Raw genomic sequence first — 24,111 nt, 5'->3', positions numbered from 1 at the left:
GCGTCTAAATAGCGTTATTTATATTGCTACTACGAACCTTGGTCTATACGAACAAGTTTGATAGTGCCATCGGCGTCAGTAACACGGCGATAACGTGTATTGCCAGAAGTCGATGAGCTCACTGATGGTTGAGATGAGTAGCTACTAGGAGCAGTCGTTTGCTGCTGAATCAATTGCCCCATGCGATCGGCAGGTGCAGGATTCAGGGGCTGGCTGTTTGCAGGCTGACCGTATTGAGTTTGACTCGGCGCCGCATTGCCAACGATGGCGCGATAGAATTTTTGACCTGCGCGTCCGTCAGCTGGGAAAATACCGCGACTAGTCTGGTATTGCTGGATAGCGGTACGGGTATTGTCTCCGATGATGCCATCTACACCGCCGATATCATAACCGGCATTTAGCAACGCTTGTTGAATATCTTTGGCCTGCTGGCGGCTGATACCAGGATCGTCGGTCGGCCACGCAGTGATAAAGTCTGTTTTGCTGCTGTCTTCGCGAGTGATTAGATCTGATAAGTGTGCAATCGCTAGTGCGTAGTTCTCTGAGGCATTATAAGAGTAAAAAGTGTCGAAATTTTTACCCACCAAGAAAGCAGGGCCTTCCATACCAGCAGGTAATAATAAACCTGCACTGCTCAAGTCATACGGTAACGGACTGCCATTAGCCAATGTCAGACCTTGGTCGCGCCAATGGCTTATCGATTTTTTGTCTTTACGATTAGATGCGGCCCAGAACCCATCAGGTAGTTTGACTTCATAACCCCAAGGCTCACCAGTACGATAGCCGCGATTGTCTAAGAAGTTTGCGGTAGAAGCGAGTGCATCAGGGACGCTATTGACCAAATCACGACGTCCATCACCATCGAAGTCTACTGCCAACTCTAAGAAAGTACTCGGCATAAACTGTGTCTGTCCAAAAGCACCTGCCCATGATCCTGTCATATCATTTGGTGCGATATCACCGTTTTGCACGATTTTTAGAGCATTGGCATACTCGCCCTGAAAGTAGCTTTGACGACGATCAAAGCAAGATAGGGTCGCTAAAGACTCAAATAATGGTTTTTTACCTAGCGTTTGACCAAAGTTAGACTCTACGCCCCAGACACCGAGCACATGCTCAGCTTTTACGCCATAACGCGATTCGATTTGACGTAGCGTCGAGCCCCATTGACGCTTGGCTCGGATACCGTCCTCGACACGCTCTTTGTCTACCAATGCTGATAAATAGTCCCAGACGTCTTTTTGAAACTCTGGCTGGTAGTTGAGTGACTGAATGACACTAGGATCAGGCTGGCTTGGGCGATAGTTATTAAAGGTATAGCCATCAACACCGCTAAACTTGCTAGAATTCTTTAGATTGTCCAAGCACTGCTGAAACTCGCTATTGGATAAATCAGGTGCTGGCGGCTGCGCGGCTTGAGCAGTGGTAGCAAGGCTGATGCCGACAGCAACACTAAGCAGCGACAAAGTAGAAAAAGGAGTCAAACGCATGAAAATATCCTATAAACGTTAAAATAGTTATCGAAAGGCAAAAAATGATATTAACGTAGAGTAACCAATCTAAACAGTAAAGAAAAGCTGTCGAAGTACCAAGGTTATAAATGGTTACGATAAATTGACGCTGCCGTGAGATTAGAAGAGGATTTCATAGGGCTGAAAATGCAAAGCGTTAAACAGTATTTCAACTCGAGGACTATCCTTAAGAGGTATAACCTGTTTATTTGGCTAGCACACTATCTAGTTCTTCTATAAAGCTCTGAATACGCGTCGCATTTTTGCCCAAATCGCTCTGTCCAACTCGTGACTTACTGCGAATATCAACTAAGCACTCGCTATCGTTGTCAGTCACACGAATGATCACATCATCTTTGAAACCAAACCAAGCAGTCGTCTCTGTTGCTTCGATGATGCCTTTATCGGCATCAACATTTACTAGCTCCCACCCTAAATTCTCAATGGCTTGGGTAGATGCCTCAACCAATTCAGGCTTTGACTGAGTATAGGTCAATGTCTGCAAATCAGGATAGGCAGTACGTTGTTGTTCAGCCACTTCTGCACCTGCGTACGCTACGGGATTCGGTGCATCTGCACGCAGTGGCGCAATCGCGACAAACTCAGGCGGATTCACCAGATCGGTAGAAATATCGTGAATAGGCGGTACATTTTTGGCCGTATTCATCATGCCAAGCGGGACAGCGATTGCAGTGACAGCAAGTACGGCTGAGGCTAATGCGCTTCCAATACTGGCTGTATTTCGTTTAAATAATAGCTGTATAGCTAACAATACCAATGCTGCGATACCAGCAAATAACCCAAATTTAAACCCTGCAAACGCAGTGCTTAATTCTACAATGCCAAACTTGTACATTGGGCCTGCCAGAGCGACTAGCAGAATAGCAATTACACTCATTAGACCGACTATCATTTTCATTCAACTTCTCCATTGCGATTTAGCAGCTTGTTAAAGGTTATATGAGTTTTTTATTTACTGCTCAATAGCCAAACATTTTCTTTGACGGTGATATCAGGTGCAGAACCTATAGAAGAAGGCACGCTTGCTAGCTCACAGATTTGGTAGTGATCGCTATAATACTGCTCTAGTTGGTTGGCATTAATAGAGAAGGGTGGTCCATTCTTTTTACGCTGATCGTAATTTAGCGTGAGTAAAAGCTGCGGTGTTATTTCATTGTTAGCACCATCAACTTTACTGGTATTGTTACTAAGTTTCCGCACTTGCTCACTATATCTCACACGCATATCGTCTGGTAGGACGATTAATGCCGCTTTATCATATACTGCATCAATAGAGCCAATATCTTTAGCGGTCAGTGCAAAGATATCAGCAACCCATAAAGTGATGATTTGTCCCGACAATTGGCCCTGATAGTATTTAATCATTGGGTTGTCTGCCTGTTGATAGACAGTAGGTTGTATGTTCTGCTCAGCAAAGAATTCTTGTACGGCTGTTTCGACCAACTCAATGCCCACCACGTCATAGCCTTGCGTCGCTAGCCAAACCATATCAATAGATTTACCACAAAGCGGCACAAAAATGCGGCTACCCGCAGTTAGATTGAGGCGGTTAAAGTACTCAGTCAGCAATGGATTGACCGTAGATTGATTGAATCCAATGCGACCTTCTTGCCAACGTTTGTGCCAAAACTCAGGGTTCATGCTGTGATCCTCTATTTGCAAGTTTTTATATATAAGGTTCTAATATTGATCTGATATATAAAAGGGATAACTAATAAAAAGCCAAACACCTATAGTATAAGTGTTTGGCTGATATCTAACATTGGGCTAAGAAACTTTTTGAATAAATAATGTCTTATTCAATTTAGCGAACCCTCATTTAACTAACCATATATTTGCTAAATTCTTTACGCAGTTTGGCGAGCTTTGGTGGAATTGCAAAGTTGCAATAAGCCTGTCCTGGATTTCTGTTGAAGAAATCTTGATGTGAGTCTTCTGCCTGATAGAATTCAACGGCAGGATGTACTTCCGTCACCACATTGACACCCATATCGCGTAATTTGTTAATGGTACGGTCAACAGTCGGTTTTTGACTATCTTCAGTGTAAAAGACCACGCTGCGATATTGACTACCAACGTCATTGCCTTGACGATCCATCGTAGTGGGATCATGCGTGGCAAAAAAGACATCGAGTATTACTTCTAACGGGACGATAGAGTCATCAAATTCGACTTTGATGACTTCGACATGGCCAGTCGTTCCACTACAGACAGCTTCATAGTTAGCAGAGACAGCATCGCCGCCCATGTAGCCTGAGACGACAGATTGCACACCTTTTACCGATAAAAATACAGACTCGGTGCACCAGAAGCAGCCGCCACCTAATACGATCGTTTGCATAATTTTTTCCTATTATTATAAATATGGGTCAAGCGCTATATTTGGTAGTGATGCTCTCGTTTTTCAATGCTTCTTTCAAACGTCTCATTACCCTTAGCACTATTTATTCAGCTTAGCAGGCAAGCCAAAGGCGATAAGTAACAAACAGTAATGTTATAATGGGCTTTTGCTATCTTGCTTCTTTATCAACTGATAATGACAAGCGAACTACCAAGCAAAATTCACCAAGTAATTCTTAATTTCAGTTCTATTCTAAAAAATGAGTCATCCCATGAGCCAATCCCAGCCTGCTATCAAACATGACACCCTATTTGATAAACCGTTTACTACGCCACTGGATAAGGCCGCACGCTTTTCATTTGATGAGCAAGTGGTGGCTTGTTTTCCTGACATGATTCGTCGCAGTGTACCTGGTTATGGTCAGGTACTAGCTATGTTACCCATATTTGCCCGTCGTCATTGTAAGTATCGCCAGCAGAGCGATAGTGGTCAGCGTGTTAGTCGTGTTTATGATTTAGGCTGTTCATTGGGTGCAGCCAGTATGACGCTAGCTGGTGAGTTCGACCCGCAAGACTTGCAAATTAAAGCAATTGATATCTCACCAGCGATGACGACAGAGGCGACCACGTTATTGAGTGAGAATTATCTTAAGCATGACATCGAAGTAATCACAGCAGATATCCGCGATATTGAGCTTGAGCCGTGCGACATGGTGATCTTGAACTTGACGCTACAGTTTTTGCCAGCTGCTGATAGGGTAGCAGTGCTAGAGAAGATTTATGCGGCATTGAGCGAAGGCGGCATATTGGTACTGACTGAAAAAACCCATGCGTTTGATGAGCAATATGATGCGTGGTTGGTGGAGCGTTATTACGACTTCAAACGTGCCAATGGCTATACCGAAATGGAAATCAGTGGCAAGCGTAATGCGTTAGAAAATGTGCTGATTACTGACACATTAGATGAGCATCATGCACGGTTAGATCAAGTTGGGTTTGCGCGTCATCTGACATGGTTTCAGTTTTTGAACTTCGTTTCTATTGTGGCGTTTAAATAGAGTTGATTTTGGGAGCTAACAAGGCACTAATATGATTCCATCTATAGCTGAACAAAATATTCATCAAGTATTAACACAAAAAATGAGCATACAATCATTTGAGCAATGGTTATATGAAGATGATGTATTAGAGTCTAGCAACCCTGATTTGTATCTTGAACTGATTTCATTTAATTATAGTTCTGAAGATAATTTTTATTACCGTTTTTATGATAGTTTTGCGCAATACGTCCATTTTTATAAATTTGAAGCTGATCGCATAAAAGGGTACTTAAACTCAATTATTGATAGAGATGATAAGTGTTGTGATGTGATTTATATGATGTACCACCTCTATTACGATGGTTATAATTTTCTCAATAGGCTAGGGATGGTATATGGAGTTCGCCTAACAGACATCGATACATCGGTATCAAACAGTAGTATGGATAGTATCTTAAATGAGTTTTATCCCGAGATTATTGAGGATGCTAAAAATGTCTTACATTGGTTAGAAGAAGGCAAAATTGTTTTCAAAAGTCAGGATAATAGTGATGGTGTTTTTGAATATGAGGACTTTCGTAGTGAAGCGGAAATTCTGCAAGGACATGCGTAGTTCACGACTTTCAAAGAACTTATATATCTAGACTCATCTTCTTCTTTTAACCCTTTTAATTTTATTCATTTAAATAACAATCAATACGGTAACCTGCTTTTATGCTCAACGACACTATCATCAACGCCGAACGTGAATTGTATCTAACTCTACTAGAGCTGGCACAGCAGCAGCCGAGCGCTTATGAATGGCTCAAACAATTACCAACGTGGCTAGGTGATATAAAAGACAAAGCTAACTATGCGCACGCGCCTGCTTACCAAGCATCAGTCGCTCGTTTGCCAAACTTGGCCGTCAATAATGTCGATCTAAACAGCGATACATTGACGATTGAGGCAGATCTAAATGAGTCTCAGCGCAAACAAACAACAGCGTTATTAAAGCAGTTGATGCCATGGCGCAAAGGGCCATTTCAGATTGGCGGTCAAATCGGCGATGATGAGTCAGGTATTAAGATTGATACCGAGTGGCATAGTGATTGGAAATGGAAACGTGTTGCGCCGCATTTAAGTAGATTGGACGGTCGCCGCGTATTGGATGTGGGCGGTGGCTCCGGTTATCATGGTTGGCGCATGGCAGGGGCTGGCGCGGATACGGTTATTATTATTGATCCGTCATGTTTGTTTTATCATCAGTTTATGGCGATTCGTCATTTCGTTGGTGCCGCAGACGCTAGTGTTACAGGTAGCTATCGGACGCATTATATTCCTGTACCGCTTGAAGCGTTACCTGAGCACAGCCAACTGTTTGATACCGTATTTAGCATGGGCGTACTTTATCATCGCCAGTCACCGTTTGAGCATTTACAACAACTTAAAGGACAGTTAGTCAAAGGTGGTGAGCTGGTACTTGAGACGTTGGTGATTGAAGGTGATGCCAATACTGTGCTGGTACCACACGACCGCTACGCGCAGATGAATAACGTCTATTTCTTGCCATCGGTGGCAGCATTAATTGGCTGGTTAGAGAAAGCAGGATTCTCAGAGGTACGCTGCGTTGATGTGGCAGTGACTTCGACGGCAGAGCAGCGCAAAACCGAATGGATGACCTATCATTCGCTAGCAGATTTCTTGGATCCTAATGATTCTACTCAGACCGTCGAAGGATATCCTGCTCCCATGCGTGCGACTTTGATTGCCAAAAAATAGCATTGATGGTGGTAGCTAACATAAGGAAAGCACTATGAAGACATTGAAGACATCAAAGACTTTGATTGTAGCTACCATCAGCTTGCTATCGCTACCTGCTATGGCAGGTTATGGAACTGTATCCGAAGGCTGGGGCTTTGTACAAGACGACTGGCAAGTGGTTTGTGATAATACGCGGACTTGTCGAGCGGCTGGTTACGCTAGTGAAGCACTAATAGATGAGCCTGCCTCAATATTGCTCACAGCGTTGCCAAAAGTAGCTCTGTCAAAAGCGCAAATTCAGTTTATCTCAGAAGTGCCGCTAGATGATCTTAAGCTTGCTGAGCTTTGGCTGAACAACAAAAACTATGGTGTGCTGCAACCTAATAAAGAAGACAGTCTACTATATGACCTGTCAGCCAAGCAGACTCAAGCACTGCTTGATCATGCTCGTATAGCGACCAAGATAGCGATTAGAGCGGGCGACAACCACTGGCAGATCAGCGATAAAGGCATGTCAGCCGTATTGCTTAAACTAGACGATGTGCAAGGTCGGGTAGGGACGCCGATAGCATTGGTTAGTAAGAACCACCCAAATCGTCAACGTCCTAAAGCAGCTCTACCAAAACCAATCATTAAAAAAGCATTTGCGTATTCAGCAAAAGACAACAAAACACTTGTTCCATCAAAGCTAGCGCATTTTCAGAAAAATATTGATAACTGGGTCGATATTAATGCCGAGCAGCTTATAGGGTCCAAGGACGTGATGGGCGATTGTGAGCTGATTAACCCAAAAACTGAGACATATCAGCGGATGTCAGAGTATGGCTCTACGATGCTTGGTTGGGACTTTATACCGGTTGATGATCGCTATACGTTAGCCACTCATAGTTGCTGGCTAGGCGCTTACAATTTTAGTAATGGCTATTGGCTCATTGATAATGCAAAACCTAGCAAGCCTACGCTTATCACGACAGCGGGAAATGATTATTTCGATGGTGAGATTTCGGCCACTCATAAAGATCGAGGCATTGGTGATTGCTGGAGCCGTACTGCATGGATATGGAATGGTGAGACATTTGCTAAGAGTGAAGAGTCTAGTAGGGGCATGTGCCGAGGTTTTGCTGGTGGAGCGTGGGACCTACCAACGTATGTGAGTCAGGTCATAGAGAATAATGCTAAGGCTCAGTAGCTTTTTTAATTTAAAAGGCTTTGATCTAAGAAGCCTTTATTTAAAAGGCCTTGATTTAAATGACTGATACCTTATCAAGCGCAGCAGTCATAGGCTGTATATTACATTTTCAGTTTTGCTATTCATGTCCTAAGTGATATCAAAAGATAGTGATGAAAATGGCTAATTATATTAACCATTTTTTGAACGCGACTTCCATAACTATCTTTAGGATAAAACCAACAGAACCTGCGCCTAGGGCTAAGAAGATCCAAAAAGTACCAGCGCGCCCAGCATCAGACTTTTTAGAGATATCCCACATAATAAAAAACAAGAAAGCGATGAATATCGGCAACAAGACGTACAGTCCCCAACTGGTGACAGTACTGGCGGCAATAGCAAACATGGCGTAATCCTATAATAGAGTAGTAACGTGTCTTCTATATTTTAGAAGAGCCGTACAAACCATTATTATAACGTGGAAGCAGTCAGGTATAAACGACTGCCCAGTATTGAGCAACAGTAACGCTACAATTCACGTTATGAGTTATTTATCAGTTTTGCATCATTGATATTAGTCAGCCCAAATCCTGATAACGGTAAGATTTTAGTGCTAATTTTGGCGCAAATGGTGCAATAAAGCGCAAAGATTGTTATATTTACAGGTTACTTATCTTTTTACATTATTCTATCCCTGCAATGTCGGTCGCTATTATAATAAGCAGTTATCGATTGCTCGCATTCGCACCGTTTTTGTTGTTTATTTAATTGAGTTCAAATTCCTATGTCACAAGCCCAAATTGATACGCTTGCATCCCTATTTAACGATGCAATTCAAACCCTACAAGCAGATGGTACGCTACCAAGCGATTGGCAAAATAATAGTCAAATCACCCGTACAAAAGATTTAAGTCACGGTGATTTTGCCAGTAATATCGCGCTAACGGCAGCGAAAGCGGCCAAGGCTAACCCGCGTCAACTTGCTGAAAAAATCGTCAGCGCATTGCCTGACAATCAAGATATTCGCCAAGTAGAAATCGCAGGACCAGGGTTTATCAACGTATTCTTAAACTCGGAAGCTAAATTTTCTGTATTGGACGATATCTTTACATTGCAAGATCGCTTTGGCTTGAGCAATCAGTTCGATGGGCAAAAAGTCCAAGTTGAATTCGTCTCTGCCAATCCAACGTCAAGTCTGCACGTTGGTCACGGTCGCGGTGCTGCATTTGGCATGAGCGTCGCTAACTTGTTAGAAGCTATTGGCTATGACATCACGCGTGAATATTATGTCAATGATGCTGGTCGTCAAATGGACATCTTAGCCACCAGTACATATTTGCGCTATCTACAGCTAAATGGTGAAGAGATAACTTTCCCAGTTAATGCCTATCAAGGTGATTATGTCAGTGATATTGCCCAGACGCTAAAAACACAACATGGCGATAGCTATGTACATAGTTTTGCAGACGTTGCCAAAGATGTGCCAGAAGATGCTCAGTTTGAGATTAATGCTGACGGCGAAAAGACCGTTATCTCAGGTGATAAAGAAGCACATATTGATGGCTTGATTGCCAATAGCAAATCATTGCTAGGTGACAGCTATGCGTTATTTTTAAACGCAGCATTGAGCAGCATTTTGGCGGATATCAAAGATGACTTAAATGACTTTGGTGTGAGCTATGAGTGCTGGTTTAGCGAAAGATCTATCGATAGCGAGATTGAGCCTGTCCTACAGATACTAGATGACAAAGGCTATCTATACGAAAAAGACGGCAACATCTGGTTTAAATCGACCGATTTTGGCGATGAAAAAGACCGTGTGGTACGCCGTGCCAATGGCCAGTCGACGTATTTTGCTTCTGACATCGCTTATCATAAAAACAAGTTTGATCGCGGCTTTGATAAAGTCATTAACGTTTGGGGCGCAGACCACCATGGTTATGTCCCACGCGTAAAAGCCGCTCTACTAGCCCTTGGTATCGATGCAGAACGCCTTGACGTGGTGCTTGTACAGTTTGTGGCGTTATGGCGCGGTAGTGAAAAAGTACAAATGTCTTCGCGTTCTGGTCAGTTTGTGACCTTGCGTGAGCTACGTGCAGAAGTCGGTAACGATGCTGCACGATTCTACTATGTAGCGCGTAAGCCTGAAGTGCATGTAGATTTTGACTTAGAACTTGCCAAATCACAAAGCAAAGACAATCAAGTGTATTATATTCAGTATGCTCATGCGCGCGTTTGCCGCGTGTTAGAAAAATTGGCAACCTACGATTTGACCGTAGATGATGCCATTGGTTTGGCACATCAAGACTTGCTAAGTGCGCCAAACGAAGACGAGCTGATTAAACTGTTAGCAGGATATCCAGCGACGTTACTTCGTGCAGCGACTGGTTATGAACCGCACGTCTTGACCAACTACCTAAAAGAGCTGGCGGCATTGTTCCATGGTTGGTATGACACCAATCGTATCTTGCCAATGAGCTTGACGTCAGGTGAAACGCCAAGTCAGGATGAGCTAGACTTAATGCAAGCACGTTTGCGTCTGTCAAAAGCCGTTAGACAGGTATTAGCAAATGGCCTTAGTCTGCTAGGCTTGTCTGCACCGTCTAGCATGTAGTACTTTTCTAAAATGTGACATGAGTATAGACAGCTGATAGCATTAATTCGATGATGATAGTTAAATCCAGTAGGGAGAACGAGATCCATGCTAGCCAAAAAACCTAAAGGCGCAACAGAAAAGCGCAAATCAAGTAGCGTATCAGGCTTATTGTGGATGTTTGTTGGGGCCGTATTGACCCTTATGATCGGGGTGTTTATCTACCTCTCACCATTATTCAATTTCAGCCCCGCTGATGGTAGTGCTGAGAATGACCCTGATCGCCAAGTACAGCCACGTGTGGATACTGATACCGACAATGGCGATTATGAGTTCTACGATATTTTGCCAAATCAAGAGATGGCAACCATCCCTGATGAAGATATCGCTGATATTGATAATGATCAAATAGGTGATATCGGTGCGTTTGAACCAGACGTCGTCGTTACTCAACCAGAGAGCAATGCAGGCAGTACAGAAACCGGCAGCTTCGGTGGTTCGGAAAATGCGACTGTCGAACCTGCTGGTAGTAATAATGCTGGGTCTAGTGAGGATATCGTTGTCGTTGAAGAAGATGCAACTTATGATGGTACGCCGCCTGCTACTAGCAACGCTACAACCCGCAATAATAATACAGCAGCAGGTACGGCCAGCATCCAAGCTGCCAAACCTGCAGCGACCTATATCTTGCAGATTAATAGCTTTAGTGATGCAGATGAAGCGGATCGTCGCCGTGCGCAAGTACTAATGGCGGGTGTTGATGCTCGCGTGGTCAAGAACACGACGGGTAATGGCTTGCCAATTTATCAAGTCATCTCGCGTCCTTTGAATAACCGTCAAGCAGTAACGACAGCACAGCAGCGCCTACAAAACAATGGTATAGATTCTATTATCGTTGAACAGCGTCGCTAGATTCAGTCGTTTATAGTTATTGTATTTATCAAAAAAGCGTCGTAATGACGCTTTTTTTATCTCTTTATTTTATCAAAAGCTTTCTAGCTGTTTTACCCTATTAAACATCCATTAAGAGTATGGCTATGACAGTATCTAACTCAGTAACACCGCAAGCAAGCATCATTAAAGCGTTCTTTCAAAAATACTTTATCGATGCTTTTACTGGTATGGCTTTAGGGCTATTTGTCACATTGATCGCAGGTCTGATTATCTCGCAAATCGGTGGTTGGTTAGATTTGCCAGCATTAGTCGCGGTCGGAAAGCTTGCCTCGATATTGATGGGTGCTGGCATCGGTGTAGGTATCGCTTATTATCTCAAAGCGCCAACGCTAGTGATGCTTAGCTGTCTCGTAGCAGGTATGCTTGGTGCTCATTCTGAAGCACTAATGGCAGGAACGCTCTTTACGCCGCAAGTGGGTGGGCCTGCAACCTTTGTAGCATTACCAGGTAATCCAATCGGTGCTTATTTGACCTCTGTGTTTGCTTATCGTGCTGGCACTTGGGTCGCTGGGAAGACGAAGCTTGATATTTTATTGGTGCCCTTAGTGGTGTGCGGCGTCGCACTATTAGTCTGTGCGCTGCTCAACCCGCCTATCGTAGCAGGGGTCGCAGCTATCGGTCAGGGTATTCATGCTGCTACTGAATTACAACCACTGCTAATGGGTATCGTCATCGCTGTAGTAGTTGGCATTTTACTGACTCTGCCAACGTCAAGTGCAGCTATTTGTATTGCTATTGGGCTTGGTGGATTGGCGGGCGGGGCAGCAGTAGTAGGCTGTGCCGCGCATATGATTGGTTTTGCTGTTGCAAGTTTTAAAGACAATGGCGTTAGTGGTGTCATCTCTCAGGGCTTGGGTACCAGTATGCTGCAAATCCCTAACGTGCTTAAAAAGCCCATCGTTTTACTGCCTGCTGTCATTGCTAGTGCTATCGTTGGGCCTATCGCGACCGTTGGTTTTGGATTAGCTTGTACCGCGACAGGCGCGGGTATGGGTACTGCTGGTTTGGTCGGTGTGTTTGGAGTGATTGAGGCGTCACAAGAGATTATGAGCACGGGTCAGCTGTGGGCAGCTATTATTCTATTGATGTTTATATTGCCTGCAGTGATTGCAGGGTTAGTGGCTTATATCATGCGCCGTATGGGCTGGTTAGTCGCTGGTGATATGAAGCTGCCTTAATCTTTGAAGTATTGAGTTAAAATATCATCACCAGTCTCAAAATTCAGTCTTATCCTTCATCAATAATGGCAACTTTCAAAAAGCCCAGCTACGACTATAGCTGGGCTTCTTATATATAAATTTATCAATTTTTCATGATGCAAAATATACTTAGAAAATATTATTCAACCGTCTTTAGCTTCTTATGACGACGTGGTTTTAGTTTGCGGGATAATTGATGAAAGTCGTTAAGCACTTGGCTATAGTGTGAGGGAAATACCCGCTGAATGGCATCAATCATCTTGGCATCGTTACCAATCAGGCAGCGCTGCTGGTTGGTCGCTGCTGCCTGTAGGATAATCCAAGCCGCTTCATTGGCATCGAATTTTAAGAACTTATTAAAACTTCTGATAGCTTTGGGCCCAGTACTCATGCCAATATCATGGATGCTCTCATTGCCGCGCGCGCTGTTGGCAATATTTGTTTTGATCCCGCCCGGATGGATACAAGTCGCTGATACCCCGCAATTTTGAATGTTTAGCTCTTGGCGTAAGCTCTCTGTGAAGCCGCGTACGGCAAATTTGCTAGAGTTATAGGCAGACTGTGATGGCTGAGCGGTCAAACCAAACAGGCTTGAGATATTGATAATATGTCCATGCTCGCCAAATTGGCTTTGTTTAACGCTGTTTTTGATTAACGGTAAAAACGCTTTAGTACCGTAAACCACACCCCAAAAGTTAATGTTCATTACCCATTCAAGCTCACTAATACTACTGCCTTCGACGGTAGAGTAGAGTGCGACACCTGCATTGTTAAAGATAAAATTTACTTTGCCATGATCGCTCATGACGCTATCAGCCCATGCTTCTACGGCTGTATTGTCTGACACATCGAGTACGGTCATCGTGACGTTGATATCATAATTGGCAAGTAACTGTTTGGTCGCTGCCAGTTGTTCAGGATTGATGTCCGATAGTGCAACATGACAGCCCATTTTTGCTAAATGAATGGCCAGCTCACGCCCCATACCAGAGCCTGCGCCCGTAATGGCAGCGACATGATTGCGATAGTAGGATGCAACGTCTGAGTCATCCAATGAGGTACGGTTAGAAGAAAACGGTAGGTTTTGGCGTAATGAAGTCGCCATAGCGGTCACATGGTTGAACATAATAAACAATCCTTTGTCTTATTAATCATATGGGTTGTACGGACTATATCTTGCGGTATATAGAAATAAAGTATAAAGGTCAAGACAGACTATCTACATTAGCATGGTTTGTGCTGATGTCTGCTAGCGATTAATAAACGCTGCTGTCATTTCAGGACAGAAGTAATGAATGTCCCTAATTTTCAGTAGACGAGTTATCTGGTAGGCAAGCTATCCAACAGACAAATTGGTTAAATAATAGGCATAAAAAAAGCGCCTGAGCTAATTTAGCCAGACGCTCTTTAGTAGTCCGTTAATGATAACGGACTATTTATATTAATTATAAATTAAGCAATTTTAGGTACTTTACCTTCATTGATAACGTCCGCATCAACCATTACAGTTTTAGCATTTTCCATAGAAGGTAGCTCATACATAGTCTCAAGCAGCGCATTTTCTACGATAGAACGTAGACCACGAGCACCTGTCTTGCGTTCCATTGCTTTTTTGGCGATGGCATCTAGGGCTTCTTGAGTAAAGCTAATCTCAGCACCTTCCATATCGAACAAGTACTTGTACTGTTTTACCAGTGCGTTCTTAGGTTCAGTCAGGATTTGTACTAGGGCCGCTTCATCTAGCTCTTGCAGTGCCGCAAGTACAGGTAGACGACCGATTAGCTCAGGAATCAGACCAAACTTGATCAAATCTTCTGGCTCGACTTCTTGTAGCAAGTCTGAGCTGCGACGGCTGTCGTCTTTTGAGCTGACATCAGCGTTAAAGCCAATACCGCCTTTTTCGGTGCGCTGCTGAATGACTTTATCAAGTCCAGCAAACGCACCACCAACGATGATTAGGATGTTGCTGGTATCCACTTGGATCAGCTCTTGCTGCGGATGCTTACGACCACCGTGCGGCGGGATAGCAGCCACAGTACCTTCGATTAGCTTAAGCAACGCTTGCTGCACGCCTTCACCTGACACATCACGCGTGATAGATGGGTTGTCGCCTTTTTTACTGATTTTGTCGATTTCATCAATATAGATGATACCTTGCTCAGCTTTGGCTACATCATAGTCAGAAGCTTGAAGTAGCTTTTGTACGATGTTTTCAACGTCTTCACCAACATAACCAGCTTCTGTTAAGGTCGTGGCATCAGCCATCGCAAAAGGTACATCTAGCAGACGAGCCAAGGTTTGTGCAAGTAGCGTCTTACCAGAACCAGTCGGACCGATTAGCAAGATATTACTCTTAGCCAATTCTACCATTGCATCGTCAGCGCCAATTTTGGCTTTTTTGCTGTCGTTGGCTAGCGTTTGGCTAACTTTTAGACGTTTGTAATGGTTATAGACGGCAACAGCCAATGCTTTTTTGGCGGCGTCCTGACCGATGACATATTCATCAAGCTTGGCACGCAGCTCTTTTGGCGTTGGTAGTTTTTTATTAACCCAAGAAGTGTCTACTTCGCTATCGTCATCACCGTGCTCTGCGCTGTCTGCGATTAAGTCAGTACATAGCTCGATACATTCATTACAGATATTGGCATCGTCAGCAGCAATCAGTTGCTGTACATCGCTTTTGGCTTTACCGCAAAACGAACACTGCGGGGTATTATCTTCTGCCATAAAAGGCGCTCCTAAAATTTAAAACTGGTTAGTTTATTTGTAGTATGTCAACTATCGTATTCATTCAATGGTCATACCTTTTAATAGATCAGGTATGACATTGATAACGGTTTACTGTACGGCAAATAAACTATAAAAGGTCTTATGATTGCACTCTCAATGAAGAGGCATCACTTTAATGCTTAGATTACAAAGATTCAGGACGACGCTCTAATACTTCGTCAACCAAACCATACTCTTTGGCTTCTTGTGCATCTAACCAATAATCACGCTCAACGTCTTTTTCGATTTTCTCTACTGGCTGACCAGTGCGCTCAGCTAAGATACTATTTAGACGTGCACGAGTTTTAAGGATTTCACGAGCATTAATTTCGATATCTGTTGCTTGACCCTGCGCGCCGCCTGAAGGCTGGTGAATCATAACGCGAGCATTAGCAAGTGAATAACGCTTGCCTTTTTGACCAGCGGCCAATAGGAATGAACCCATGCTGTAAGCACCGCCCATACAGATAGTAGATACTTCAGGTTTGATGAAGTTCATGGTATCAAAAATAGCCAAGCCAGCGCTTACTGAGCCACCTGGTGAATTGATATACAAATGGATATCTTTGTCAGGGTTTTCAGCTTCTAAAAATAGCAACTGGGCAACGATAAGGTTAGCCATGTTGTCTTCGACCTGACCGGTTAAAAAGATAACACGCTCACGTAATAGACGTGAAAAAATATCAAACGAGCGTTCACCGCGTGAGGACTGTTCAACCACCATAGGTACTAAAGCCGCTTGTGTGGTCTGTACTTCTTTGTGCGCACTCATCAGCATATCAAAATGCGGGTTGGCAGTGATGCGATCATAATCTGTCATAGAAAAGTCCTATCGATAAATGTATAAAATAAAAATGGATTGAATGATTTTATTGTCTAGTAGTTTTTGACTAATGGGTTGTTTATAAGGGGGCTGCGCTCACTATTCAAGCCTATAAAACGGGTTTGTGCATAAAATAGCTGAAAAAGTGACCCTCCAATATGTCTAGGACTCATTGCTTATATTGAAACTTATACTAAAAATACGTCTAGAAGTAGATAAATACTATCTTATCTATTATCAAGTCGTACAGATATTGATAGTACCTGTATCGACAGTATCTGTATCGATACAAATAGCGTAAATCATGTTTAACCTGACTTTCTAACATAGAATACCTGATTAATAGCCCTACAATCCACCTATCTTACTGACTAAGTCTGCAAATAGTTATGCGTTTAGTATTTTTGCTTATCTAATGTCTTCAGAGGGTATTGCGCTAACAATAACGCTAAAAAATGCACTGTTATGGACAAAATGTACTGTTTTGGTGCAAATATCTGCTGATTTTATAAATAGATAATGCTCAAAAAACGTTTAGAAAATAGCTAGAAATATACGGTTATTTTTATCATTTAAGTTAAATAAAAAAAAGCGCAGACAAATCAAGGTTTTGAGTTGCTAAGGTTTTTATTTGATTATCTGCTATCAAGGGTTGGCACAATGCTTGTATCAATAAAAATATTGACGCTTTGATTTATCATGGTGCGCTGTGCACGACAAATGGTGTACGCTGTATTTCTTCGCTGTTATTCTGACATTGCTGTAGCGAATGAACTGTAGTTAACGATTGGCAAGAGAGTTTTTAACGGTTAGCAAATGATAGCTGTTATATAAAATACTGAAACATATTTAATTGGTAAATGAGTATATAAAATGAGCTGGGCCTCTTCTTTAGCATTAAGCTTTGACACTGTTAGCAGTACAAGTACGGCCAAAGAAGGTACGGCTGATAACTCAAAAACGCGGCTTTATCATCGTAAGCACACGGGTGCCTTAATGGTACAGCGTGCTCTGTATCCTGAGCCAAGCGTACAGCAGGGTATTTGTCACATACTGATGTTGTACCCGCCAGCAGGTATCGCAGGCGGCGATACACTGACCATAGACCTAAGTTTGGATAGTGGTAGCCACGCTGTTATCACCACACCAGGGGCAGGTAAATGGTACGGCAAAGACAGTGTCAGTCAAAAATATAAATCTTCGCTAGGCAGCGACGATGCTCACCAAAGTATGGGTCAAAATGAAATAGCTGCCTATGCGAGCCAACATGTACAGGCCAAACTCGCAGCACATACCCGTTTAGAATGGCTGCCCCAAGAGAGTATTATTTACAACGAAGCCAATATGCATGCAGTGAGTCGCTTCGATTTGACGGATTCATCTAGCTTACTGACATGGGAGATTAGCGTATTTGGGCGGCAAGCTTACGACGAGCAGTTTTTGCAAGGGCGTTATCATACTGGTTTGAACATCTACCGAGATGGTAAGGTTATCGTTGCTGAGCGAGTGGCACAGGCAGCGCAAAATCGCTGGTTTACCTCAAATTTAGGATTAGCGAACCAGCATATTTATGGATCGTTTTGGGCAGTACCTAGCTTAAGCGACGTACATGACAATCTTGCACTCTCCGCGTCACAGACTACGCAATCGACCGAAACAGCCCAAGCAACTATCAAGCAATCATTAACCCGCTATCTAGATAACACCGTAGCAGTATTGCGCCAAGTCATTGCTCAAGCACAATTGCCTGTTTACTGCACGCATAATTGCCAAGCGATCAATATCCGCTACATCGGCTCAGATGTACGTGGTTGTTTTGAAGCGTTTTATCAGTTGAGAGAAGTTTTGCGAGATCATTGGTGGCAACTTGAGCCTTGTCGTCCACGTATTTGGGACACTTAATACGGCCACTTTTAATAGTGAAACTAAGATATATTGCGACTATTTTTAATCGATATCATATGCTTTGAAAACCTCTAATCTGCTATAAATATAATGATAAGTACAACAAGGAATCATCATGCACCTGACCCCAACAGAAAAAGACAAACTCATGCTATTTACGGCTGGTATGGTGGCTGAGCGTCGTAAAAATCGCGGTGTTAAGCTTAACTATCCCGAAGCCATCGCCTATATCAGTATGCTGCTGATGGAAGGCGCACGAGATGGCAAAAGAGTTGCCGAGCTGATGAGTGAAGGTGCTACGTATTTGTCTGCTGATGATGTCATGGAAGGTGTTGCAGAGATGGTAGATGAAGTGCAAATCGAGGCGACCTTTCCTGATGGCACCAAACTGGTCACAGTACATAATCCCATCGTGTAACGCTGTATACCATTGTTATAGCACTGAAATGCTCACTATAAAATAAGGCGGCTACCATGCAAGCAGGCGAATACCATATCCAAGATGGCGATATTATCTTAAACCAAGGGCGACAGGTGCAGACTATCAGTGTCAGTAATACTGGTGATAGACCTATCCAAATCGGCTCGCATTATCACTTTTATGAAGTCAATGATGCCTTGAGTTTTGACAGAGAGCAGACTCGGGGGTTTCGTCTCAATATTATCTCTGGGACCGCCGTACGTTTTGAGCCGGGCCAATCGCGGGAAGTCGAATTGGTAGCATACGCTGGCAAGCAAGATGTATATGGTTTTGCTGGGCGTGTTATGGGCGCCGCTCATCCAGACAAAATATCAGAGAGCACTACTGATAAAAAGGTAACTGCTACTTCGCAGAAGCGAGTCAGTCGTCGTATTTATGCTGAGCATTTTGGTCCTACCACAGGTGATAAAGTCCGTCTTGCCGATACTGAGCTTTGGCTACAGGTTGAAGCAGATTTAACCAGTCATAAAGATACTGCTGTTGATCAAGCGAATACGTCACAAAGTGGTGAAAGTAGCAGCAAGCCTATTGAAATCAAAGGTGAAGAAGTTAAATTTGGCGGTGGTAAAGTCATCCGTGATGGCATGGGGCAAGGACAATTGCTAGGCGCGGAAGTTGCCGATACAGTTATTACCAATGCATTGGTCGTTGACTATACAGGCATTTATAAAGCAGATATCGGTATCAAAGACGGTCGTATCAGTGCCATTGGCAAAGCGGGTAATCCTGATATCCAGCCTGCCATCGATATTCCTATTGGCGGAGCTACCGAAATCATCTCTGGTGAAGGCAAAATCCTGACAGCAGGTGGCGTCGATAGTCATATTCACTTTATCGCGCCTCAGCAGTGTGAGACGGCGCTTATGTCAGGGGTTACGACGATGCTAGGCGGCGGCACAGGGCCAGCTCAAGGAACGCTCGCTACTACTTGTACACCGGGGGCGTATCACATTGCCTCGATGCTAAAGTCTACCGATAGTATTCCTATGAATATTGGGCTATTGGGTAAAGGCAATGTAAGTGTACCAGAACCCGTTGCTGAGCAAATCGAAGCAGGTGCCGTAGGGCTAAAGCTACATGAAGATTGGGGTACAACCCCGCAAGCCATCGATAACTGCTTGAGTGTCGCTGACGACTATGATGTGCAAGTGGCTATTCATACCGATACTTTAAATGAAAGTGGCTATCTCGAGAGCACACTCGCTGCTTTTAAAGACCGCTGTATCCATACTTTTCATACTGAAGGGGCAGGCGGTGGCCATGCGCCCGATATTCTAAAGGCCATTGGCGAGTCGCATGTGCTGCCTTCCTCAACCAACCCAACGCGCCCATACACTGTAAATACCATTGATGAGCATCTCGATATGCTGATGGTTTGTCATCACCTAAGTCCTGCTATTGCTGAAGACGTAGCCTTTGCTGAAAGTCGTATTCGTCAAGAAACCATCGCCGCAGAAGACATCTTGCATGATTTGGGTGCTATCTCGATGATGAGTAGTGACTCACAAGCGATGGGGCGAGTGGGTGAAGTGGTCATTCGTACATGGCAAACCGCGCACAAAATGAAAGTTCAACGTGGCCATCTAGCGCCAGATGCAACAGCGACTATTGAAGATGAGCAACAGTACATCACTTTGACAGACTATGACCAAAGCGCGGACAACGATAACTTCCGTATCAAACGCTATATCGCAAAATATACAATAAACCCTGCGATTACTCACGGTATCAGCGATATGGTCGGCTCAATCGAAGTGGGTAAATGGGCAGATATGGTGCTATGGTCGCCCAAGTTTTTCGGGGTAAAACCTGAGTGCATTATAAAAGGTGGGCTCATCGCTGCGGTACCGATGGGTGATATCAATGCCTCTATTCCTACTCCTCAGCCTGTGCATTATCGTCCTATGTTTGCGACATATCCAAAATCGGTTGCCCAAACTAGCATTACCTTTATGTCGCAAGCGGCGATCGACAAACAAGTGGATAAGCAGCTCGGGCTGACCAAAGTCATTCAGCCAGTACACGGTATTCGTAAAATTCGTAAAAGCGATATGCGCTTTAACAGCTACTGCCCAGATATGGATATCAATCCTGAGACCTATGAAGTACGTGCTGATGGTAAGACACTCACCTGCGAGCCAGCTGATGTATTACCCATGGCACAGCGTTACTTTTTATTCTAAACACTTTGTTATTCTAAGTGTTTTAGTATTCTAAAATTTTAAGTTTTATACCTTAATAGTTTGAGCAACAGTAAACAGAGCCTTATTTTTATGAAAATATTTAATACCCGTTTAAGTACGCTTAGCGATATCCAAAAAGCACAATTGGCAGAACAGTATCAAGCCGACGATTATCTGTTGTTAGACTTTGATACTCGTCAGCATTCCCGCTTTAGAGCCATTACTGTCTCAGGTGAGGCAGTCGGTGTTGACCTACCTCGTACAGGCGTATTGAAAGGTGATGATGTTCTTATCAATGAATCAGGGGAGTTGATGCAAGTCATCGCCAAGCCACAAGCCGTGACTAAGGTGACTGCTGCTAATGACTTTTTACTAATGAAAGGCGCTTATCATTTGGGCAACCGTCATGTGCCATTGATGTTTGACCACAGTTTTGATCAGGGCGATGCAGGCTATGCCTTGTATTTTGAAAACGATCATGTACTTGCACAAATGTTAGAAAACCTCGGTCTACATATCGAGTCTACCTCAGTGCCATTTGAGCCTGAAACCGGCGCTTATCAAAAGGGCCAAGGGCATTCACATGGACACTCTCACTCCCATGCACATTCGCATAGTGACTCTCATAGTCATAAGAAAAGTCATAGCCATGATGAAAGTCATAGCCACGGACATCAACATAGCCATAATCATCATGATGCGCCTGTAGGTCGTTCAAATGATGGTTGATACCAGTGCTCAGCCTACTCAGTCTGCCCAACTTGGGCAGCTATTGATGCTGGCATCTAGCAATTTGCCGATTGGTAGCTATACCTATTCGCAAGGTGTGGAGTCAGCGATTGAGTCAGGGGTTGTATCTGATGAAGCCAGTACGCTTACATTTATGCAGGACTATCTAGCGCTTGCAGTGGTTGGCTACGAGCTGCCCGTATTAGGGCTAATAATGTGTGCACTAAGCCAAGGTCGTGAAGCGATAGCGGCAAATCTAGCACACGACTATCACGCTGGCCTCGAGAGTAAAGAGTTTGTTCTGGAGTCGCAGCAGTTGGCACAGGCGATGGTGTCGTGGCTCAACGAAGTATTGAGTCTTGGCATACCGGCCGAAATACCTGAAGATGGATTTTTGCCGCTATTTGCACATATTGCTCAGCATTGGCAGCTGCCACTAGCGCAGTCAATGACTACTTATGGATTTGCGCAATTAGAGAACATGGTGCTCGCTGCTGTTAAGACAGTGCCGTTAGGACAGATGGCGGGTCAGCGTATTCTTTGGCAATTGCAAAGCGATCTAGGTGCTCAGGTCGATGCTCTAAGTGACAATGTGCAACAGGCTTTTGATGCTTTAATCACATCGATAAATACTATGAATACCTTAGATAAGAGTGAAGAGTCGGACTGTCAGCAGTTATGCCAAGACCTCTATGAATCGCTTAATATCTCGAATAATTTACCGAATTTGGCTATCCTCTCGAGTATGCATGAGGAGCAATACAGCCGGTTGTTCCGCTCGTAACCGTACCTTCATTTCTATTTATAATTGTTAATATACAAACTGTTTTAGGAAATTAATATGTCTCTAACTTCGCTCAAATCAAAAAACTCTCACGCTGCATTAGACGCACAGACTGATAGCGACAGCCAGAAACCATCTTCTGCCTTATCGTGCTTACGCCTTGGTATTGGTGGGCCAGTTGGTAGTGGTAAGACTGCTTTGACGTTAAGGCTATGCCAAAACTTGCGCGATACGGTCAATATGGCAGTGGTGACCAATGACATCTATACGAAAGAAGATTCAGAGTTTTTAACCCGCAATGATGCCATGCCTGCTGAGCGTATCCGCGGTGTAGAGACGGGCGGCTGTCCGCATACGGCTATCCGCGAAGATGCTTCTATTAATCTGACTGCGATTGCTGAGTTACAAGCAACTTTTGAAGGTTTAGAGTTGATTATCATTGAGTCAGGTGGTGACAATCTAGCCGCGACATTTAGCCCAGAGTTGTCTGATTTGACTTTGTACGTCATTGATGTCTCTGCAGGCGATAAGATACCTCGTAAAGGTGGCCCCGGCATTACCAAGTCGGATTTGTTGATTATTAATAAGACTGACCTTGCACCAATGGTTGGTGCGTCGCTGGAAGTGATGGAACGCGATGCCAAAAAAATGCGTGGCGACAAACCTTTTGTCTTTAGCAATATGAAAACAGGTGATGGGCTAGACGAGATTATCGCCTTTATTAAAGAACATGGCATGCTTGCCTAAAGAACAGCTGAGCTTTTACTATTAAAATATAAAAAATAAGGAAAATCCGCATGACACAGTGTACAAAAGGTCTTCACACCGAAAGCTCTCGCTTTTCACAAGTGCTCTCAGCTCGTCATATCATGTCTGGTTTGGCTGTGATGATGACCTCACTAATACTACCATCACTGGCGCAGGCGCATTCAGGTCATATTCACTCAACTACCGCGCAAGCGCCATCGTTTTTAGGCACGTTGCAAGCAGGACTGATGCATCCAGTGACTGGCTTTGATCATCTGTTTTTGGCAGTCGGTATGGGCATGTTGTTTTATGGGCTACAAAAGCAGCGCTTAGGCATGATGTCGTTGACGGCAGGATTGTCATTAGGCGCGATATTGGGCACGGCTGGCGTGCTGATTGGCGGTGTTGGGTTTGCTGCATCATCTGGGTTGATTGAAGTGGCCATATCACTGTCGGTGGTCGTATTGGCTATGGTCTTGATGAGCCAGAAAAGCAGACAAGAAGCGTTCTCTGCCCAGACTCATACAGCACGCACGCCAAGTATTCAGCAGGTGTCACTATTTGGCTTTGGTGGTCTGGCAGTATTTCATGGCATGGCACATGCGATGGAAGTACCAGCGAATGTCGGTGTAAGCGGTCAGCTAGGTTTTTATACAGGGATGATGGTCACGATGCTAGCACTATATGCAGTTGGTACGCTGATTAGTCAGCAGTTGCAGCAACGCTTTAGTGATAGCTTATGGTTACAGCGCGGGCTAGTGCTGCTAGGATTGAGTGCTGTATTCGCACCTGTTTTGGTGTAAAGCGCGCTTTATAGTACAAGTACGATGTTTGTTGCTGAACTTACTTAGCTAGCGAACGCCATAAAAAATGCGCCCCCGATCAAAAGGTCGGGGGCGCATTTTAGTTTTGATAACCGACTACAGCATATCTAAAAAGACAGCTTGTCGTATCAATTACATTGCTTGCTGCTGTTGTTGCTGAGCAGCTAGCAAGTCTTGGTAGCTAACTTCTTTGTCAGTTACTTTACCTCGTGCGATCAAGTAATCTACTACTTGGTCTTCTAGTACAACAGACTCAATGTTAGCGCGCTGCTGCTTGTCATTGGTGTAGTACTCGAT

The 24,111-nt window shown here is 43.9% G+C and carries 22 protein-coding genes and 1 pseudogene; 14 read left to right on the top strand and 9 right to left on the bottom strand.

Annotated features, from left to right (window positions below):
• Window positions 1-29: 29 nt before the first annotated feature.
• From B2863_RS02625 to msrA, 4 genes are all read right to left on the bottom strand, one after another.
• A complete protein-coding gene (locus tag B2863_RS02625; protein WP_238069820.1) occupies window positions 30-1,490 on the bottom strand; it encodes a lytic murein transglycosylase in 1,461 nt (486 codons plus the stop codon).
• Window positions 1,491-1,716: 226 nt separating this feature from the next.
• Window positions 1,717-2,430: a DUF1499 domain-containing protein gene (locus B2863_RS02620; RefSeq protein ID WP_296207308.1), complete on the bottom strand. Its 714-nt coding sequence runs from the start codon at window positions 2,428-2,430 to the stop codon at window positions 1,717-1,719.
• 50 nt (window positions 2,431-2,480) lie between these two features.
• Window positions 2,481-3,173 (bottom strand): thiopurine S-methyltransferase, encoded by a 693-nt coding sequence (gene tmpT / locus B2863_RS02615; RefSeq protein ID WP_296207306.1) that lies wholly within the window; start codon window positions 3,171-3,173, stop codon window positions 2,481-2,483.
• 178 nt (window positions 3,174-3,351) lie between these two features.
• Window positions 3,352-3,873 carry a peptide-methionine (S)-S-oxide reductase MsrA gene (gene msrA / locus B2863_RS02610; protein WP_296207304.1) on the bottom strand — a complete coding sequence of 174 codons (522 nt, stop codon included), beginning with the start codon at window positions 3,871-3,873 and terminating at the stop codon, window positions 3,352-3,354.
• 259 nt (window positions 3,874-4,132) lie between these two features.
• Between msrA and cmoA the strand changes: the two genes are divergently transcribed.
• The 4 genes from cmoA (at window position 4,133) to B2863_RS02590 (ending at window position 7,844) form a co-directional block, all read left to right on the top strand.
• A complete protein-coding gene (gene cmoA, locus B2863_RS02605) occupies window positions 4,133-4,930 on the top strand; it encodes a carboxy-S-adenosyl-L-methionine synthase CmoA (protein WP_296207302.1) in 798 nt (265 codons plus the stop codon).
• Between the two features lie 31 nt (window positions 4,931-4,961).
• Window positions 4,962-5,525, top strand: coding sequence for a hypothetical protein (locus B2863_RS02600; RefSeq protein ID WP_296207301.1), 564 nt, complete (start codon window positions 4,962-4,964; stop codon window positions 5,523-5,525).
• A 101-nt stretch (window positions 5,526-5,626) separates the two neighbouring features.
• A complete protein-coding gene (cmoB, locus tag B2863_RS02595) occupies window positions 5,627-6,673 on the top strand; it encodes a tRNA 5-methoxyuridine(34)/uridine 5-oxyacetic acid(34) synthase CmoB (RefSeq protein ID WP_296207300.1) in 1,047 nt (348 codons plus the stop codon).
• 34 nt (window positions 6,674-6,707) lie between these two features.
• Window positions 6,708-7,844 carry a DUF1176 domain-containing protein gene (locus B2863_RS02590; protein WP_296207299.1) on the top strand — a complete coding sequence of 379 codons (1,137 nt, stop codon included), beginning with the start codon at window positions 6,708-6,710 and terminating at the stop codon, window positions 7,842-7,844.
• A 166-nt stretch (window positions 7,845-8,010) separates the two neighbouring features.
• Here the strand turns inward: B2863_RS02590 and B2863_RS02585 are convergent, their stop codons facing one another.
• Window positions 8,011-8,229 carry a DUF2788 domain-containing protein gene (locus B2863_RS02585; RefSeq protein WP_057761830.1) on the bottom strand — a complete coding sequence of 73 codons (219 nt, stop codon included), beginning with the start codon at window positions 8,227-8,229 and terminating at the stop codon, window positions 8,011-8,013.
• Window positions 8,230-8,607: 378 nt separating this feature from the next.
• On the opposite strand from B2863_RS02585, the gene argS reads away from it, so the two are divergent.
• From argS to B2863_RS02570, 3 genes are all read left to right on the top strand, one after another.
• Window positions 8,608-10,437 (top strand): arginine--tRNA ligase, encoded by a 1,830-nt coding sequence (argS, locus tag B2863_RS02580; RefSeq protein WP_296207297.1) that lies wholly within the window; start codon window positions 8,608-8,610, stop codon window positions 10,435-10,437.
• A gap of 87 nt (window positions 10,438-10,524) precedes the next feature.
• Window positions 10,525-11,328 (top strand): SPOR domain-containing protein, encoded by an 804-nt coding sequence (locus B2863_RS02575; protein ID WP_296207294.1) that lies wholly within the window; start codon window positions 10,525-10,527, stop codon window positions 11,326-11,328.
• 125 nt (window positions 11,329-11,453) lie between these two features.
• Window positions 11,454-12,548, top strand: coding sequence for a PTS transporter subunit IIC (locus B2863_RS02570; protein ID WP_296207293.1), 1,095 nt, complete (start codon window positions 11,454-11,456; stop codon window positions 12,546-12,548).
• 160 nt (window positions 12,549-12,708) lie between these two features.
• On the opposite strand, the gene B2863_RS02565 is transcribed toward B2863_RS02570, so the two are convergent.
• From B2863_RS02565 to clpP, 3 genes are all read right to left on the bottom strand, one after another.
• Window positions 12,709-13,695, bottom strand: a complete 987-nt coding sequence (locus tag B2863_RS02565) for an SDR family NAD(P)-dependent oxidoreductase (protein WP_296207290.1) — start codon at window positions 13,693-13,695, stop codon at window positions 12,709-12,711.
• Between the two features lie 326 nt (window positions 13,696-14,021).
• Complete coding sequence (clpX, locus tag B2863_RS02560) at window positions 14,022-15,296, bottom strand: ATP-dependent protease ATP-binding subunit ClpX (protein WP_057761822.1); 1,275 nt, start codon at window positions 15,294-15,296, stop codon at window positions 14,022-14,024.
• A gap of 187 nt (window positions 15,297-15,483) precedes the next feature.
• Complete coding sequence (gene clpP / locus B2863_RS02555; protein ID WP_197411852.1) at window positions 15,484-16,110, bottom strand: ATP-dependent Clp endopeptidase proteolytic subunit ClpP; 627 nt, start codon at window positions 16,108-16,110, stop codon at window positions 15,484-15,486.
• Between the two features lie 924 nt (window positions 16,111-17,034).
• Here clpP and B2863_RS02550 point away from each other — a divergent pair.
• From B2863_RS02550 to B2863_RS02520, 7 genes are all read left to right on the top strand, one after another.
• On the top strand, window positions 17,035-18,063 hold the full coding sequence (locus tag B2863_RS02550) for an urease accessory protein UreD (RefSeq protein WP_296207289.1): 1,029 nt from the start codon (window positions 17,035-17,037) through the stop codon (window positions 18,061-18,063).
• A gap of 118 nt (window positions 18,064-18,181) precedes the next feature.
• Complete coding sequence (ureA, locus tag B2863_RS02545) at window positions 18,182-18,484, top strand: urease subunit gamma (RefSeq protein ID WP_057761815.1); 303 nt, start codon at window positions 18,182-18,184, stop codon at window positions 18,482-18,484.
• Between the two features lie 56 nt (window positions 18,485-18,540).
• Window positions 18,541-20,730, top strand: coding sequence for an urease subunit alpha (ureC, locus tag B2863_RS02540; protein ID WP_296207288.1), 2,190 nt, complete (start codon window positions 18,541-18,543; stop codon window positions 20,728-20,730).
• Between the two features lie 90 nt (window positions 20,731-20,820).
• Window positions 20,821-21,459: an urease accessory protein UreE gene (gene ureE / locus B2863_RS02535; protein ID WP_296207286.1), complete on the top strand. Its 639-nt coding sequence runs from the start codon at window positions 20,821-20,823 to the stop codon at window positions 21,457-21,459.
• Entirely contained in the window at window positions 21,449-22,243 is a 795-nt protein-coding gene (locus B2863_RS02530; protein ID WP_296207284.1) for an urease accessory protein UreF, read from the top strand. The genes ureE and B2863_RS02530 overlap by 11 nt, the downstream gene beginning before the upstream one ends.
• A gap of 57 nt (window positions 22,244-22,300) precedes the next feature.
• Window positions 22,301-22,990 (top strand): urease accessory protein UreG, encoded by a 690-nt coding sequence (gene ureG, locus B2863_RS02525; protein ID WP_296207283.1) that lies wholly within the window; start codon window positions 22,301-22,303, stop codon window positions 22,988-22,990.
• A gap of 50 nt (window positions 22,991-23,040) precedes the next feature.
• Window positions 23,041-23,793 (top strand): HupE/UreJ family protein, encoded by a 753-nt coding sequence (locus B2863_RS02520; RefSeq protein ID WP_296207282.1) that lies wholly within the window; start codon window positions 23,041-23,043, stop codon window positions 23,791-23,793.
• A gap of 153 nt (window positions 23,794-23,946) precedes the next feature.
• Here B2863_RS02520 and B2863_RS02515 read toward each other — a convergent pair.
• Window positions 23,947-24,111: pseudogene (locus B2863_RS02515) on the bottom strand (trigger factor); the annotation flags it as partial.

The organism is Psychrobacter sp. UBA3480, from assembly GCF_002377945.1.
Classification (GTDB): domain Bacteria; phylum Pseudomonadota; class Gammaproteobacteria; order Pseudomonadales; family Moraxellaceae; genus Psychrobacter.
This window is presented reverse-complemented; position numbering and strand designations above follow the sequence as displayed.